General features: G+C 70.6%; 13 protein-coding genes. 4 read left to right on the forward strand and 9 right to left on the reverse strand.

Annotated elements, in window-relative coordinates:
* Positions 1-196 (forward strand): hypothetical protein (locus AC1HC7_RS06625; protein WP_479498819.1); only part of this gene is annotated, 196 nt, incomplete at its 5' end.
* Here AC1HC7_RS06625 and AC1HC7_RS06630 read toward each other — a convergent pair.
* From AC1HC7_RS06630 to cysQ, 8 genes are all read right to left on the reverse strand, one after another.
* Positions 158-1,825, reverse strand: coding sequence for a DUF5927 domain-containing protein (locus tag AC1HC7_RS06630; protein ID WP_479498820.1), 1,668 nt, complete (start codon positions 1,823-1,825; stop codon positions 158-160). The two genes, AC1HC7_RS06625 and AC1HC7_RS06630, sit on opposite strands and share 39 nt — an antisense overlap.
* 13 nt (positions 1,826-1,838) lie before the next feature.
* Positions 1,839-2,837: a glycosyltransferase family 2 protein gene (locus tag AC1HC7_RS06635; RefSeq protein WP_479496858.1), complete on the reverse strand. Its 999-nt coding sequence runs from the start codon at positions 2,835-2,837 to the stop codon at positions 1,839-1,841.
* 75 nt (positions 2,838-2,912) lie between these two features.
* Positions 2,913-4,133, reverse strand: coding sequence for a glycosyltransferase (locus AC1HC7_RS06640; protein ID WP_479496859.1), 1,221 nt, complete (start codon positions 4,131-4,133; stop codon positions 2,913-2,915).
* Positions 4,134-4,138: 5 nt separating this feature from the next.
* Positions 4,139-5,122: a UDP-glucose 4-epimerase GalE gene (gene galE, locus AC1HC7_RS06645; protein ID WP_479496860.1), complete on the reverse strand. Its 984-nt coding sequence runs from the start codon at positions 5,120-5,122 to the stop codon at positions 4,139-4,141.
* Positions 5,123-5,149: 27 nt separating this feature from the next.
* Positions 5,150-6,043 carry a UTP--glucose-1-phosphate uridylyltransferase GalU gene (gene galU, locus AC1HC7_RS06650; RefSeq protein WP_479496861.1) on the reverse strand — a complete coding sequence of 298 codons (894 nt, stop codon included), beginning with the start codon at positions 6,041-6,043 and terminating at the stop codon, positions 5,150-5,152.
* A 94-nt stretch (positions 6,044-6,137) separates the two neighbouring features.
* Positions 6,138-7,748, reverse strand: coding sequence for a glycosyltransferase family 2 protein (locus tag AC1HC7_RS06655; RefSeq protein WP_479496862.1), 1,611 nt, complete (start codon positions 7,746-7,748; stop codon positions 6,138-6,140).
* 1 nt (position 7,749) lies between these two features.
* Complete coding sequence (locus tag AC1HC7_RS06660; RefSeq protein ID WP_479496863.1) at positions 7,750-8,544, reverse strand: 3-deoxy-manno-octulosonate cytidylyltransferase; 795 nt, start codon at positions 8,542-8,544, stop codon at positions 7,750-7,752.
* Positions 8,544-9,341 carry a 3'(2'),5'-bisphosphate nucleotidase CysQ gene (gene cysQ, locus AC1HC7_RS06665; RefSeq protein WP_479496864.1) on the reverse strand — a complete coding sequence of 266 codons (798 nt, stop codon included), beginning with the start codon at positions 9,339-9,341 and terminating at the stop codon, positions 8,544-8,546. Before cysQ ends, AC1HC7_RS06660 begins: the two co-directional genes overlap by 1 nt.
* A gap of 176 nt (positions 9,342-9,517) precedes the next feature.
* Here cysQ and AC1HC7_RS06670 point away from each other — a divergent pair, with 176 nt between their 5' ends.
* On the forward strand, positions 9,518-10,360 hold the full coding sequence (locus AC1HC7_RS06670) for an ABC transporter permease (RefSeq protein ID WP_479496865.1): 843 nt from the start codon (positions 9,518-9,520) through the stop codon (positions 10,358-10,360).
* Positions 10,361-10,404: 44 nt separating this feature from the next.
* Here AC1HC7_RS06670 and AC1HC7_RS06675 read toward each other — a convergent pair whose 3' ends face one another.
* Entirely contained in the window at positions 10,405-10,872 is a 468-nt protein-coding gene (locus AC1HC7_RS06675; protein ID WP_479496866.1) for a MarR family winged helix-turn-helix transcriptional regulator, read from the reverse strand.
* Between the two features lie 88 nt (positions 10,873-10,960).
* Between AC1HC7_RS06675 and AC1HC7_RS06680 the strand changes: the two genes are divergently transcribed.
* Both AC1HC7_RS06680 and AC1HC7_RS06685 read left to right on the forward strand, forming a co-directional pair.
* Positions 10,961-14,209, forward strand: a complete 3,249-nt coding sequence (locus AC1HC7_RS06680) for a 4Fe-4S dicluster domain-containing protein (protein ID WP_479496867.1) — start codon at positions 10,961-10,963, stop codon at positions 14,207-14,209.
* A 291-nt stretch (positions 14,210-14,500) separates the two neighbouring features.
* On the forward strand, positions 14,501-16,007 hold a 1,507-nt coding region (locus AC1HC7_RS06685), incomplete at its 3' end, for a class I tRNA ligase family protein (RefSeq protein WP_479498821.1).

Consider the following 16,007-nt stretch of genomic DNA (forward strand, 5'->3'; position numbering starts at 1 on the left):
GGCGCCGCTGGCCGCGGCGCTCGCGGCGGCCACGCGCGACGCGGGTCCGGCGCTTGACTGGCAGGCGCTGCTCGACCCGGCGGCGCATACCGGCATGGCGGCGCGTTTCGCCGACCGCTTCGCCGCCGCGGCCCGCGCCGAGGCCGCCTCGCCGCCCCTATCCGCCCCCGGCGGCGCCGATGGCGGCGCGGCCTGACAGAGTCGCCACGGGCGCCGGACGCCAGGCCGCCAGCGCGGCGCTGACGTCAAAGCCGCGGGCGCGCAAACGGCGGAACCTGCGCGCCAGCGGCTCCGCCGGCAACCGGGCGGGCAGGGGCGGCGGCGTGGCGGCGAAACCGATATTGACCTCGCGACATGCCCGGGCCAGCGCCGCGCGCGCCTCGGCCTCGGGGCCGGCCAGCAAGGCGGCGGGGTCGATCAGCGCGATGCGCCCGGGCGCGCAGCGGCGCAGCATGTCGCGTTCGCGGCGCATGGCGCGCCGCGCCGCCTCGGGCGCGATGTCCCCGCCCAGCGCCCAGGCGTCGCGCAGCACGATCAGCGCCGCATTGGGGTCGTCGGCGATCACCGACCAGATCGCCTCGTCATCCTCCGGCGCGAGGCAGACCCCCTGGACCGACCGCCCCGCGCCGATCAGCGACGCCAGCAGCCGTTCGGGCGAAATCGCGCGGATCGCCGGCGCGTTGCTCAGGCCGCCGGGCCCGAGCCGCGCGTCCGCGCCTCCATCCCCGGCGAACCCGCCTCCGGCGAATATGCGCCCGTGCACGGCGATGTCGGCGCTGTGCGCCAGCCAGGGGCGGAGCGGCGCCGCGAACGCCGCCTCGACGCCCACGAACACCTTGTAGGGCGCGGCTGTGGCGCCCATCCGCTCGGCGCTGAGCCTGGGCGCGCGCCCCGCATGGCGCAGCCCCGGCGGCGCGGCCCGGGCGCGGGCCTCGATGTCGTCAAAGGCGATGGCGGGGGGGCGACGCCCGAACCCGGCGCCGCGTGCGGGCGGATCGCCGAGAAACCGCGCATAGAGCCGATCCGCCCCCGGCCAGATCTTTCGCGCGAAAAACCAGTCGCTCGCCTCCAGCGCCGCCAGATGATCGTCGTAGAACACATGCGGGCGGCCCTCGGCGTCGAAGCGCGCGAAAGTGAGCCCATGCCCGGCGATGCGCCCGGGATCGGCGTGGCGCGCGGCGAGGCTCTGGAAAAAGCTTTCATCCGGGGTCCATGTGCGGCGAAACCAGCGGATCAGCCGGGGCAGATCCGGGTCGTCGAGGATCGCCTCCGCGGTGCGGCGGCTCAGGCACCACCACTGCGCGCCGATGCGCGGCGCCAGCGGCGGCTTGCGGCGCAGGCCCAGCCGTCGCTGCGCGGCCACCAGCGCATCGAAGGCGCGGCGATGGCGCCGCCAGGACACCGGAAAATAGTATTCGAAACGCTCGCGGCAGAGGCCGCCGCGCACCCATGACGAGACCGTCGGGTCGACGCTCTCGATGAAATCCAGGTCGCGGCGGTCGTCGAGAAAGGCCCGCAGATCGGCGGCGCCGCGCAGCGGCAGATCGGCGCCCGACAGCAGCGCCACATGGCGCCAGCCGGGTTCGGCGCGCAGGGCGGCGAGCCCGTCCAGCGTCGCCCCGACAAGCGGCCACATGCCCCATTCGGCGCGGCGCGGCCTGATGCGCAGCGCCGGCGCGCCGTCCAGCGCGGTTTCGAAAGCCGTCGCATCGGCGCGGCGGTCCAGATGCACGGCCACCGGCGCGCCGTCGCGCGCCAGATGCGCCGCCAGCGCCCCGGCCCGCGCCAGATGGTCATGGGCGAGGATGATGTAGGCGACGCTCATGGGACCGGGGCCCTCACGCCCAGAGCCCCGCGCCCATCAACCCGCGGGCCGCCAGTTGGCGCCAATCCTCATACCGCGTTGACCGGGCGTTGAAAAATCCGCGCCCGCCGGCCAGCGCCGCCGCATAGGCGGCGTATTCGCGCCCGCCTTCGTAATGCTCGGCGCGGATCTCCGGGTCGCCGGCCTTTTGCGCCAGCGGGGCCAGGAACTTGGCGTGCAGCAGGCAGGCGGAGAGCATCTCCCCCCGGTCGCGCGCATAGGTGCGGTTCAGGCGCCGGGGCAGCAGCGCGTGGGTCGAGGAGGCATAGACCGGCCGGCCCCGCCATTTCACCAGCGGAATCTTGTTGAGCGCCGGGGCGTGGCGCGGGGCGTCGGCGAACAGCGCCCGCAGGCGCGGGCCGCCGCGAATCCACAGGTTGTGGTAGCGGGGATCGCGCTCCACCAGATGCCCGGCGGCGTCGAACCAGGGGGCCGCGGCGATGGGATCGGCGCCCCGCGGGCAGGGGGCGAGGCCGGGTGTCTCGGGATAGAGATCCACCAGCATGGCGCCGAGGCTTTGCCGGTCGCGGTGGTCGAGCCAGTCGGTCAGCGCCGGCAGCGGGCGCGTGTCGCAATGAGGGTAGATCAGGAATTCATCGGGGTCCACGGTCAGCGCCCAGCGCCCGCGCGCGTGGCGCGCCAGCAGCGCATTCACCCAGTCCATGCCGAACCGCGCCGCCCGGTAGGAGCCGCGCGCCCGCCACAGCGACACGTCCGGCTGATCGGCCAGCAGCGCCGGGCCGTCGTCGCGCGACCCGTTGTCGATCATCAGAAAATGCCCGACGCCCAGCCGCCGATAATAATCGAGAAACCATTCCAGCCGCGGGGCCTCGTCCCGGAGACAGGCGCAGAGCAGCACGCCGTCGCCGGGCGGGCGCGTGACCGCGGCGGTCAGCGCGCGTGCGGCGCGGCGCGCCCGCCGCAGCAGGTTTTCGCGCTCGGCGCGGAGCGAGATGGCGCTGGCGAGCCCCATGCGGTCTTGTTCCTCAGGCCCCACGCCCGATCGATGTCCCGACCCGATCCTGCGCAGGACAGGGTGAATCCGGGGTTAAGCGGACCGGTGTTCCAGCCTGTCGATGAAGGCGGAGACCTTGTCGAAATGCGCCTGCCAGCTTGGCGCGCGCCAGTGCGCGATGCGCGCGAGCTGCGCGGCGCGGCGCGGCGACCCGGGCTCGGCGTAGTTCAGGATGGTCTCGATCCAGGCGGGCAGATCCAGGGGGTCGAGATAGTCGGGCGCGTCGGCCGCGGCCTCGCGCAGGGCCGGCAGATCGGCGGCGATCACCGGGGCGCCCGAGGCCAGCGCCTCCGCCGCCGGCAGCCCGAACCCCTCGGCGAAGGAGGGCAGCAGCAGCGCCGTGGCCCGCGCCAGCCGCGCCGCGACGGCGGCGTTGTCGAGGCCGGGATGTTCGAACACGCAGCGCCCGATCATCGGGCTGCGCTCCAGCACGTCGAGGATCATCTCGTTTTCCCAGCCCCGGCGGCCGATGACGTGCAGATGCGGCGCGGCGGCGCCCAGTTCGTCATGCAGCCGGCGCCAGATCCGCAGCATCCCCAGATGGTTCTTGCGCGGCTCGATGGTGCCGAGCATGACGAATTCCGCCGCCCCCGCCGGCGGTTGGTTGGGCGCACGCGCCGGCGCTGCGGCGCCAAGCAGCGCCGTGCAGGCCGGCGGCGTCGCGTCGAGATGCGCCCGGGCCCGCGCGGCGGTGTCCGCGGAATTGAACACCACCCCGTCGCATCGGCCGGCGGCGGCGAGAAACGCCATCAGCCGCGCCGGCGCCGCGGGGCGGGCGAATTCCGGGTGTTCGAGCGGAATCACGTCATGGATCATGGCCACCGCGCGGCTGACCCCGCCGGCGCGCAGCGCGCCCAGCCGATCCAGATCCAGATGCGCCTGCGCCACGTTCAGGTAAAGCGTGCGCGATCCCAGCGGCGCGATCAGCGCGCCCAGATCGGCGGCGACGCTGTCGGCGAGACGCCGCGCCAGGCTGTCGGCGCGGCGCTGGCGTTCGGATTTCCAGCGCGAGAACGCGCCGCGCAGATCCGAAGGCGGCAGTTCGTCGCCGGAGTCAAGGGTGTCGATCAGCTCGCGCGCCGCGTCCGGGCTCAGCAGCGCGTGGCGCTGCGCGGCGGTGACCAGGAACCGGGCCTTCGGCGCGGTCCCGGCGATCCAGTCGAAATAGGCGCGCTCCACCCGGTCGATGCCGCTGGGGGTGGGCAGCCGGGCGCGGGCCAGCGTGCGGGACAGATCGAGGATGACCGGCCCCATGCCGGTCAGCTCGAAAACCGGCCGGATTGCCGCCAGGCCCAGGCGTCGCCGATCATCTGGCGCAGGTTCGAGCGCGGCGCGCGCCAGCCGAGGATGTCCCGCGCCCGGGCGGCGTCGCAGACCAGCCGAGCCGGATCGCCGGCGCGCCGGGCGCCGGCGCGCACCGGAATGTCGCCGCCCACGACCTCGCGCGCCGCGTCGATCACCTCGCGCACCGAAAACCCGTGCCCGGTTCCGAGATTGAGCCGCAGGCTCGGCCCGCCGCGCAGCAGCCAGTCGGCCCCCTGCACATGGGCGTCGATCAGGTCGCTGACATGCACGTAGTCGCGGATGCAGGTTCCGTCGGGGGTGGGGTAATCCTCGCCGAACACGGTGATCGCGTCGCGCGTCCCGGCGGCGGCGTCGAGCACCAGCGGGATCAGGTGGGTTTCGGGGACGTGATCCTCGCCGATCTCGCCGCCCGCGTCGGCGCCGGCGACGTTGAAATAGCGAAACGCGATGGCGCGGATGCCATGCGCCGCCTCGAAATCCCCGAGCATGGCCTCGACCGCCAGTTTCGAGGCGCCGTAGGGGTTGATGGGGTTTTGCGGCGCTGTCTCGGTGATCGGGTGCTGATCCGGTTCGCCATAGGTGGCGGCGGTGGACGAAAACACGATGGTCCCGACCCCGGCGTCGCGCATGGCGCTCAGCAGATTCAGCGAACCGCCGGCGTTGTTGCGCCAGTACAGCCCGGGATCCCTGGTGGACTCGCCGACATTCGACAGCGCCGCGAAATGCATCACCGCGTCGGGGCGGATCTGGGCGAAGGCGGCGCGCAGGGCGTCCGGATCGTTGAGGTCGCCCTCGATCAGGGGACCGTATTTCACCGCCGCGCGCCAGCCGGTGCGAAAATCGTCAAAGGTGACGGGCTCGTGCCCGGCGGCGCGCAGCGCCTTGCACCCATGCGCGCCGATATAGCCGGCGCCGCCGGTGACCAGAATGCGTGCCACGAGGGCCTCCGTGCCAGATGCGCCGGGCTACTCGGCCGCGCGGGGCAGGGCGACGGTGTCCTGCAGGAACGCGTCGAATTCGTCATGCAGATCGGCGCGCGCCAGCCCGAAGGCCACGGTCGCCTGCAGGAATCCGGCCTTGGAGCCGCAATCGTAGCGCTTGCCGTCGAAGCGATAGCCATGGACATCGCGCCCCGCGGCGATCTCGGCGGCGATGGCGTCGGTGAGCTGGATCTCGCCGCCCGCGCCTTTCAGCCCCTTGTCGAGCGTGCGCAGCACCGAGGGCGTCAGGATGTAGCGACCGATCACCGCGAGGTTGGACGGCGCGTCCGCCGCGTCGGGTTTCTCCACCATGCCGCGCGCGCGCAGCAGCGGGTTCATGTCCTTCTCGATGTCGAGCACGCCGTAGGACGAGACCTTGTCCGAGGGCACCTCCATGGCCGCGACCATGCAGCCGCCGATATCCTCATAGGCCTCCATCATCTGCTGAAGGCAGGGCTTGGCGCCCATGATCACGTCGTCGGGCAGCAGCACCGCGATCGGTTCGTTGCCGACCAGGCGGCGGGCGCACCAGACCGCATGGCCGAGCCCGAGCGCCTCGGTCTGGCGCACATAGGCGATGGCGCCGCTGTCCATGTTGGCCTTTTGCACCTCGGCGAGCAGATCGTCCTTGTTCTTGGCCACCAGCGCGCGTTCCAGATCGGGCGCGCAGTCGAAATAGTCTTCGAGCGCCGATTTGCCGCGCGAGGTGACGAAGATGAATTCCTCGATCCCCGCGGCGCGGGCCTCGTCGATGGCGTATTGGATCAGCGGTCGGTCGACGAGCGGCAGGACCTCCTTGGGAATGGCCTTGGTCGCGGGCAAGAACCGCGTGCCAAGCCCCGCCACCGGAAAAACCGCCTTCGTCACTTTCCTGCGCATCTTCGTCTCCTTGCTCGTCCGCGTCGCCCGGGCCCTGGCGGCGCGTGGACGATGCGGGCCTTGAACTCCACGCAAAGCATCTTGCGGATGATGGTCATCGAACCGCTGACATGACTGCGGGCGCGAGCGCCGACCCTGGCGCGAATTGATCTTCCTGCAATGCCATTGCTATGGACAAGGCCGCATAGTGCACTGCACCATCGAGTGGTTCAACGACATAATTTCCCAAAACGCGAAGCCCCTGCGACTGAGGCGCGTCCGCGTCGCGTCTGGTCTGGCCGATCCCGATCCGCCACGGAGCGGCGGTCACGCGCGCGGCCGCGACGCCGCCGCCCTGCGGCATGACGGCGCCCTGCGGCGTGACGGCGCCCTGCGGCGCGGGGGCGTAGGCCGGGTGGTCGGGGCGCAGCAGGCAGGCGATGCGGCGGCTGGCGCGGATGCGGGCGAATTCGGTCAGCGCCCGCGCGGCGCGTCCGCCCGCGGGGCGCGGCGCGTCGCGCTCGGACAACCCGAACACCCCGGCCTTGTGCCACCAGTAGCCGTCTTCGTGAAAGGCGGCGCGCAGGGGGCGCGGGCTCCAGCGGAAATCGATCAGCGTCACCGGGCGCCCGTCCGCCGCCAGCGCCCGGGCGACGGCGCGCATGCGGCCCAGATCGCCGGGCAGGGCGATGATCGCCAGCCCCTCGGCGGGGCGGGTTCGGCGCGGCGCCGGCGGGCCGCTGGGCCGCGGCGCATCGGCCAGCGCCCGCGGGTCGGCGCAGAAGCCGCGCGGCCCGGCATGGTCGCCGATGCGCACCCGGGCGCGCGGGCTGCGGGTGAAGCCGACCGCGAGCCCGTCCTCCAGCGTTTCCAGCAGCCCCGGCACCGCCACCGGTTCCAGCCGGCCGTCATGCACCATGCGCAGCAGCCGCGCGCGCTGCTTGTCGCGAAACCGCGCCAGCGCCAGATCCACCTGATCGGGCCGGGCGTGACGCATGAGGAAATACGCCTTGCTGGCGCCGATTTCGAACAGGCAGAGCGGCGCCCGGTTGGCGCGCCGAATCGACGAACGCGCATGCAGGTGCTGCACCTCCGCCGCGGGCGCGAAGCGCAGCGTCCAGCCCGTGCGATGCAGGCGCAGGTTCACGTCGCTCTCGTCAAGAAAATAGCGATAGTTTTCGTCAAATCCGCCGATCTCGTCCAGCGCCGCGCGCCGATAGGCGCAATTGGCCCCGAGGAAGCTCAGCGGGCGCATCCGGCGCGGGGCGTCGATGTCGTCGAGCGGCAGGGTCTCGCCGGTCTCCGACAAGGCCGAGGCGCGGAACTGGAACGATACCCCGTTCCAGCCGCGGGCATAGCCGCCGACCCCGCCCACGTCCGAATCCGCGAATGGCGCGGCCAGCGCGTCGAGCCAGCCCGGTTCGGGCGTCGCGTCGTCGTCGATGAAGGCGATGACCTCGCCCGATGCCGCCGCGACCCCGATGTTGCGCGCCCGCGCGATGTTGGCCTCGGCGCATTGGCGATAGATCACGCCCACGGCGCCCGGCCCGCGCACGCCGCAGTCGCGCAGGCTCGCCCGGTCGCCCACCACCACGACCTCGAAATCCGCAAGGCTTTGCGCGCGCAGGGCCAGCAGCAGCATGCGCAATTCGCGCGGCCGGTTCCGCGTCGGCACCACCACGGACACGGTCGCGTGGGCGCTGGTTGCATGCGGCGCGCCGGTCATCTCAGGCGAGCCCCGCGCCGGCCAGCGCGTCCTCGACCCGGGCGATGTCCACCGGATTGTTCAGTTCCCAGAACACGCGGCCGCGGGCCTCGACCTCGACGCAGCGCACCGGCACGTTGTTTTCCAGGAAGCGCAGCTGCTCCAGCCCCTCCCAGCTTTCCAGCGTCCCCAGCGGCCAGCCGCCATAGGAGCGCAGCGCCGTCGGGGTGTAGGCGTAGACGCCCACGTGATGGAACACGGGGCAGGTGTCATTCTCGCTGAACATGCGTCCGGTGTAGGGCAGAACCTCTTTCGAAAAGTAAAGCGCGCGGCCCTGACGGTCAAAAACCGCCGTGGTGCCGCCCACCCGCCCCGCCAGCCGGTCTTCGGTGAAGGCGCGGTGGGCGGCGGCGTCGCAGCGCAGCACCGGGGTCGCGACCTCGCAGCCCGAGGTCAGCATGGCGCCGATCAGCGCCTCGATGAACCAGGGCGGGGTCAGCGGCGCGTCGCCCTGCAGGTTCACCACCACGTCCGGATCGGCGAGCCGGGGCAGCGCCGCGGCGCAGCGCTCGGTGCCGTTGGCGCAGCTTTCGGGGGTCAGGGCGGTCTTGCCGCCGAACGACTCCACCTCGGCGACGATGCGCGCATCGTCGGTGGCCACCACCACTTCGGTGACGCCCTCGGCCAGCATCGCCGCCTCCCAGCTGCGGCGAATCAGGGTCTTGGACCGCCCGCCCGCGCCCTTCAGCAACTGCATGGGCTTGCCGGGAAAACGCGCCGAGGCGTAACGGGCGGGGATGACGACCGAGACCCGCATCAGCCGAATTTCGCGTCCGAGGCCACGATCTCGACGCCCGGCGCATAGCAGATGAAGAACGGGTTTTCATAGCCGGGCTTGCCATAGGTCAGCGGTCCCGAGCCGTCGAGCCGGTCGACCCGGCCCCCGGCGCCGGTCAGCACCGCGTGCCCGGCGGCGGTGTCCCATTCCATGGTGCGCCCGAGCCGGGGGTAGAGATCCGCCTCCCCGGCCGCCACCAGGCAGAATTTCAGCGACGAGCCGGCGGAGAGGAAATCCGCCGCCTTGTATTGCGCGATATAGGCGTCGGTGGCCGCGTCGCGATGGGATTTCGAGGCCACCACCTTCAGCGCGGCGTTGTCGGGCGTCGACACCCGCAGCGGGCGCGGATTGGCGCCGTCGGGATCGGCTTCCATGGTGCGGCCCGCGGCGTCGGTGTAAAACAGCCGCCCGATCGCCGGCGCGTAGACCACGCCGCGAATCGGCGCGCCGTCCACCACCAGCGCGATGTTCACGGTGAATTCGCCGCGCCGCCTGATGAATTCCTTGGTGCCGTCGAGCGGGTCGACGATGAAGAACGCGTCCGCCTGCACCGAATGGCTGTCCGCCTGTTCCTCGGTCACCAGCGCGATGTCGGGGAAGGCGGCGCGCAGGCCGGCGGAGATGAGGGCGTCGGCGCGTTCGTCGGCAAGGGTCACCGGGCTGTCGTCGGCCTTGGATTTCACTTCGAAATCAGGGCCGTCATAGACCTCCATGATCACCGCGCCGGCTTCGAGGGCCAGTCGGGTGATCTCGGAGCAGATCCTCTGGTGATCCATGTTTGTTCTCTCCTTAACGCTTGGATGCGACAGTCGTCGCGAATTCGGGCTTTTGTCGGGCAGCGGGCGCGGCAAGTCCATCATTATCGCCGCCCGGGTCCGGGCCGGCGCCTGATCCGCCCGCATCTGACCGGCCTCGCGTTGACAGGTCGTGAACAATAGGAGATCGCCGCGCCGTGACCGTCGCCGCGCCGCCAACCCCGCCCGGTCCGGGCGCCTTCGCGCCCCCCGCGCCGCCGCCCCTGTGGCGCAGCGCGCGTCGGGTGCTGGGGCTGCTGGCCGCGACCACGGTGAACGGGGTGCGCCGGCAGGCGGGGGGCGGGCTCGGCCTGCTGTCGGCCTTCGCGGTGCCGGTGATGATGGCGCTCGGCTTCATCGCCATGTTCGAAGTGATGGGCAAGTTCGTATCCGTGGTGCGCGGCGACATGGTGACGTTCCTGCTCACCGGGATCTACCTGTTCCTGATCGCCACGCGCACCAAGAACGCCGCCTCGATCGCGGTCAGCGGGCCGATGATGTTCCACCAGCCGGTGCAGCCGGTGATCATCGCCTGGGCCGGGGCGCTGTCGACCTTCTATGTGATGCTGGTGTCCATGGCGCTGATCTTCACCGGCAACTACCTGCTGCGCGACGTGGGCGCGATCCAGGATCCCTTCGGGCTGATCGCGCCGCTGCTGGTCACCTGGCTGTTCGGCGTCGGCGCCGGGATGTGCCTGACCGGAATCGCCCGCTACACCGGCGGCGCGCAGGTCTACAACCTGCTGTTCCAGCGGGCGATGTTCGTGACCAGCGGCAAGTTCATGACCGCCAATTCGGTGCCCGGCTTCATCCGGCCGCTGATGGACTGGAACCCGCTGTTTCACACCATCGACCAGATGCGCGACGCGGCCTTCGTGAATTACACCGCGCACACCACCTCGATGACCTATCCCGCGGCGGTGACCGCGGGGCTGCTGCTGCTGGGGCACATGCTGGAGCGCCGGGTGCGCGCCGATTTCTGCCTGAGCGGCAAGACCTAGCCCCGGGTCGCCCCCCGATGATGGCCGCCACCGGACGATGGACGTCAAAGGCGGGTGGCGTCGGCCTCGCCCTCGGCGAGCTTGTCGAGCAGGCGGAACAGCTCGGCCAGTTCCGCCCCGGTCAGCTTGGCGCTGAAATGGCGGTTGGTCTCCTCGGCGCGCGGGCGCACCAGCGCCAGCTTGGCGCGCCCCGCCTCGGTCAGCGCCAACGCCACCGCGCGCTTGTCGACGTCGCCTGGCTGGCCGTCGCCCCGCGCGGGCGCGCGCAGCAGCAGCCCGGCCCTTTCCATCTGGCGCAGCAATCGCGAGGCCGCAGGCCGCGTCACCCCCATATGCGCCGCCAGCGCCGAAGGCGAGGCCACGCCCTCCAGCCCGATCGAGGCCAGCGCCGTCCAGGTCATGCGCGTGACCCCGAGATCCCCGGCGCGCGCCTCGAAATGGCGATGCATGAGCGCGGCGGCGCGGCTCATGCGGTGGCCGATGCGGGTGGCGAGTCGATAGCTGGCTTGCATGACCGATGACCGTTGATGATTAACATTGGTAATGATATACCGGTCGCAATCACATGAAAAGCCGGTTTCGGCCCTTTCGGGAGCCCCCATGCGCCTGTTTTCCCACCGCGACCGTCCCGTGCATCTCGGCCCTTACCCGCTTGAAACCCTGGCCCGCGGCGACGCCGCCGCCGCGACCGCGGATTTCGCCCGCGCGCCGCGCTTCGCGCCGCTCGATTACGCCCGCCCGGACCATCCCACCAGCATCGTCAACGCCATGGCCGACTATGCGGCGATGCTGGACGCGATTCGCGAGGGGCTGGTCAAGAAACAGCGGGCCAGCATCCCCGCCGATCCGCAGGAACGCGCGAACAATCTGAAATCATTCGGCTATTTTTGCGACGCCTCGCAGATGGGCATCTGCGCCCTGCCGCGCGGGGCGCTGCTTGACGCGCCGTTGGTCAACCCGGCGGTGGCGCGGCTGGCCGAGGACCTGCGCACCAAGCAGACCAAGACGCTGGCCTCGGGCATCGACGTGATCATGGCCGAACTGAAGGAATCGGCCGAACGCCCGCCCGAACGCATCGACGGCGGTGACGGGGGGCGCGGCCCGCATTCCCACGCCATCGTCATCCTCTTCGAACATCCCCGCGACCCGGGCAGCGACGAGGAGGGCTGCGTGTGGTTCCGCGACGCGCAGGCGCATCGCTCGGCGCTGCGCGCGTCCGAGACCGCCTCGGTGCTGGCCAGCTACCTGCGGCTGCTGGGATTTTCCGCAAGGGCGCATTCGGCCTCGGCCTCGGATGTGGATCTGGGGCGGCTGGCGCTGGCCGCCGGGCTGGCGGAGCTTGACGGCGCCGCCCTGTCCAACCCCTATGCGGGGACCCGTTTCGGGCTTGCCGCCGTCACCACCGAAATGGAAATGGCGCCCGATCGCCCGCTGGCCCGGCGCGGCCTCGCGGACCGGCTGCGCAGCCACGGCCCGGCCTGGTGGGTGGGCAAGGGATTCGCCAAGAACGCCTTCAACCGCGACCCCTATGCGCGCCGCCGCTTCATGGACGGCGCGCAGCCTTTTGAACGCAGCCGTCGCGTCGAGACCCCGACCACCTATATCGACGAGCCCCGCGTCGCCCGGGTGCCCAAGCGCGCAGACATGTTCGCCCGCGCCCAGTTCGGCGACATGGGCCCGGCCAACCAGCAGCGCGCCAAGGCCGGGGGCTATGTGCGCAAATCCGCCTCCGGCTTCGCGTTTCGTCCGGCGCTGGGGGCCTTCGTGCTGCTGGGCGACGGCAAGGCGGCGCCCGAGATTTCGCCGCTGGCCAACGATCCGGCGCGCAACGCCGCCAACATCAAGGCCACGAGCTACTGGCTGGGCGCCGACGCGGTGGGGATCTCGCGCTGCCCGGACTGGACGTATTACAGCCACGACGCCGCCGGCGATCCGATCGCGCCCTACCACAAGAACGCCATCTCCATGATCATCGATCAGGGGCATGAAACCATGGACGGCTCCTCGGGCGACGACTGGATCGCCGTGGCCCAGTCCATGCGCGCCTATCTGCGATTCGCGCTGCTCGGCGGGGTGATCGCCCAGCAGATCCGCAACCTGGGCTACACCGCGCGGGTGCATACGGTGATGGATGGCGAGGTGCTGCAGCCGCCGCTGCTGCTGCTGTCGGGGCTGGGGGAGGTGTCGCGCATCGGCGAGGTGATCCTGAATCCCTATCTGGGGCCGCGTCTGAAATCCGGGGCGGTGACCACCGACCTGCCCATGACCCATGACCGGCCCATCGATTTCGGCCTGCAGCGGTTTTGCCGATCCTGCAGCAAATGCGCCCGCGAATGCCCGTCGGGGGCCATCACCGCCGGGCCGAAACTGATGTTCAACGGCTACGAGATCTGGAAATCCGACAGCCAGCGCTGCGCCGCCTACCGCATCGGCACGCTGGGCGGCGCCATGTGCGGGCGCTGCATGAAAGCCTGCCCCTGGAACCTCGAGGGCCTGTTCGCCGAGGCCCCGTTCCGCTGGGCGGCGATGAAGCTGCCCGGCGCGGCGAAGCATCTGGCCAGACTCGACGACAAGCTCGGGCGCGGCGGACTCAACCGCGTGAAAAAATGGTGGTGGGATCTGGAGATGATCGACGAGGGCCCCTACGGCCCGCCGCGCGAACCGGTCAATGAACGCGACCTGCAGCCGGATCTCCAGATCCGCTACGAGGACCAGACGCTCGCCGTCTATCCCGCGCCGCTGGCCCCGCATCCCTGGCCCTTCCCCTTCCCCATGGATCGCGAGGCCGGCATCGCCGCCTACAAGGCCATGATCAGCGCCGAGGATTATCAGCGCCACATCCTGTTCGGCACCATCGACCGGGTCGCGCATGTCTATGACAACGACAAGGGGCCCTCGCCGGTGATCCGGGTCGAACTGCGCAGGGTCGAGGCCATGACCCCCGACATCACCAAATATGAATTCCGCGACCCGACGGGCGCCGATCTGCCTGCGGCCGAGGCAGGCGCCCATATCGACGTCGTGGCGGCGCCGGAATTCTTCCGCCAGTATTCGCTGTCGGGCGATCCGGCGGACCCGTCGAAATACCAGATCGCGGTGCTGCGCGAGGATCGGGGGCGCGGCGGCTCCAGACTCATGCATCGGATCTTCGCCGAGGGGCGCAAGGTGTTCATCTCCCGTCCCATCAACCATTTCCCGCTTGAGGAGGGCGCGACGCGCAGCCTGCTGATGGGCGGCGGCATCGGGGTGACGCCGATGATCGCCATGGCGCATCGCCTGCATGCGCTCGGTGCCGATTTCGATCTGCATTATTCCTGCGCCAGTCGCGCGGCGGCGGGGTTTCTCGACGATCTGGCGGCGGCGCCATGGGCCGACCGGGTGCATCTGCATTTCTCCGACGAGGGGTCGCGGGCCGATCTGGCGGCGATCCTGTCGCGGCGCGAGGATGGATGGATGCTGTATGCCTGCGGGCCGGACCGCTACATGACGGCGGTGCTGGAAACCGGCGCCGGGCTCGGCTGGCCCGCGGACTCCATGCGGCGCGAATATTTCTCGGTCCCCGAGCAGCCCGACCACGTCAACCACCCCTTCACGCTGAAGCTGGCGCGCTCGGGGCGCGAGATCGCGGTGGCGGCGGATGAAAGCGCCGCGGACGCGCTGATCCGCGCCGGCCTGCCGGTGAACCTGAAATGCGCCGACGGGCTGTGCGGGGTCTGCAAATGCGGGTTGATCTCGGGCGAGGTCGAACACCGGGATTTCGTGCTCTCGGCGGCGCAGAAGGCCGACAGCGTCATCCTCTGCCAATCGCGCGCGGCGGCGGCGGCGGGGGTTCTGGAACTGGATCTCTAGGCGCCCGCATTGCCGAGGCTGGCGTCGGAATGCGGCGCCATCCCGGCGGCGAGGGGCGGGGCGATCGCCACCCGGTGAGGCGCCGCGCGCCCGCGGGCCGGGGCCGCGCGCCCGATCGCCCTTCCAAACCGGGCGCGCGGCGCGTATAAGCCGCCCATGATCCGAGTTTTGGGCATTTCCATGCGAATTACCCGCCCGGCCTCCTGAACGCGGAGCGCCGGGACAAGGCGTCTGCGGCTTTCGCGCGCCGATCATCCGACCTGACCAGACAGAATGACGGGACCAATCCCCATGTGCGCCGAAACCACGGACGACTCCGCGACCAACCCAGCGGACGCCGCTGAAAAACCCGATTACAAGGCCACCCTGCGCCTGCCCAGGACCGATTTCCCCATGCGCGCGGGCCTTCCCAGGCGCGAACCGGAATGGCTGGCGCGCTGGGCCGAGATGGGCGTCTACGACCGCCTGCGCGAAAAGACCGGGCGGCGGCCCTTCGTGCTGCATGACGGCCCGCCCTATGCCAACGGGCATCTGCATATCGGCCATGCGCTCAACAAGATCCTCAAGGATTTCATCGTCCGATCGCAACAGATGCTGGGGCGCGACAGCCGCTATGTGCCGGGCTGGGACTGCCACGGCCTGCCCATCGAATGGAAGATCGAGGAGCAGTATCGCGCCAAGGGGCTCGACAAGGACAAGGTGCCGGTCAACGAGTTCCGCGCCGAATGCCGCAAGTTCGCCCAGGGCTGGGTCGATATCCAGCGCGAGGAGTTCAAGCGCCTCGGCGTCACCGGCAATTGGGCCGATCCCTACCTGACCATGGCCTTTGACGCCGAGGCGGTGATCGCCGAGGAGTTCATGAAATTCATCATGAACGGCGCGCTCTATCGCGGCTCCAAGCCGGTGATGTGGTCGGTGGTGGAAAAGACCGCGCTGGCCGAGGCCGAGGTCGAATATCACGACCACCAGTCGCACACCATCTGGGTGAAGTTCCCGGTGGTCAAGGCGGTGGAGACCACCGGCGCGCAATCCGATCTGCTGGGCGTCGACGTGGTGATCTGGACCACCACGGCCTGGACCATCCCGTCCAACCGCGCGGTGGCCTTCAACCCGACGCTGTCCTACGGGCTTTATGAAGTCACCGATGCCGAAGAGGACAACTGGGCCAAGCGCGGCGACAAGTATCTGCTGAGCGACACGCTTGCGGCGGAGGTGTTCGCCGCGGCCAGGGTCGCGGGGTTCAGGCGGCTGCATGACGTCACCGCCGCGCAGCTTGACCTGCTGTCCTGCGCGCATCCGCTGCGGGGCGTGGAGGGCGGCGCCGGAGAATGGGATTACGACGTGCCCATGCTGCCCGGCGACCATGTCACCGAGGAGGCGGGCACGGGTTTCGTGCACACCGCGCCCAGCCACGGCGCCGACGACTACATCCTCGGGGTGAAGCACGGGCTGCCCATGACCCATAACGTGCTGGAGGACGGATCGTTCCGCGAGGATTTGCCGCTGTTCGGCGGCGCGGTGATCTTCGATCGCAAGGGCCGCGAAAAGGACGCCAACAAGCGGGTGATCGCGGCTTTGGCCGAAACCGGCGCCCTGATCGCGCGGGGCAGGCTGAAGCATTCCTATCCGCATTCGTGGCGCTCCAAGGCGCCGCTGATCTTTCGCAACACGCCGCAATGGTTCGTCGCCATCGACAAGAAGCTCGATGACGGCATGGGCGATTACGGCGACACGATCCGCGCGCGCGCGCTGACCTCGATCGACGAACTGGTGACCTGGACCCCGAAATCCGGGCGCA

The organism is Oceanicella sp., from assembly GCF_056449545.1.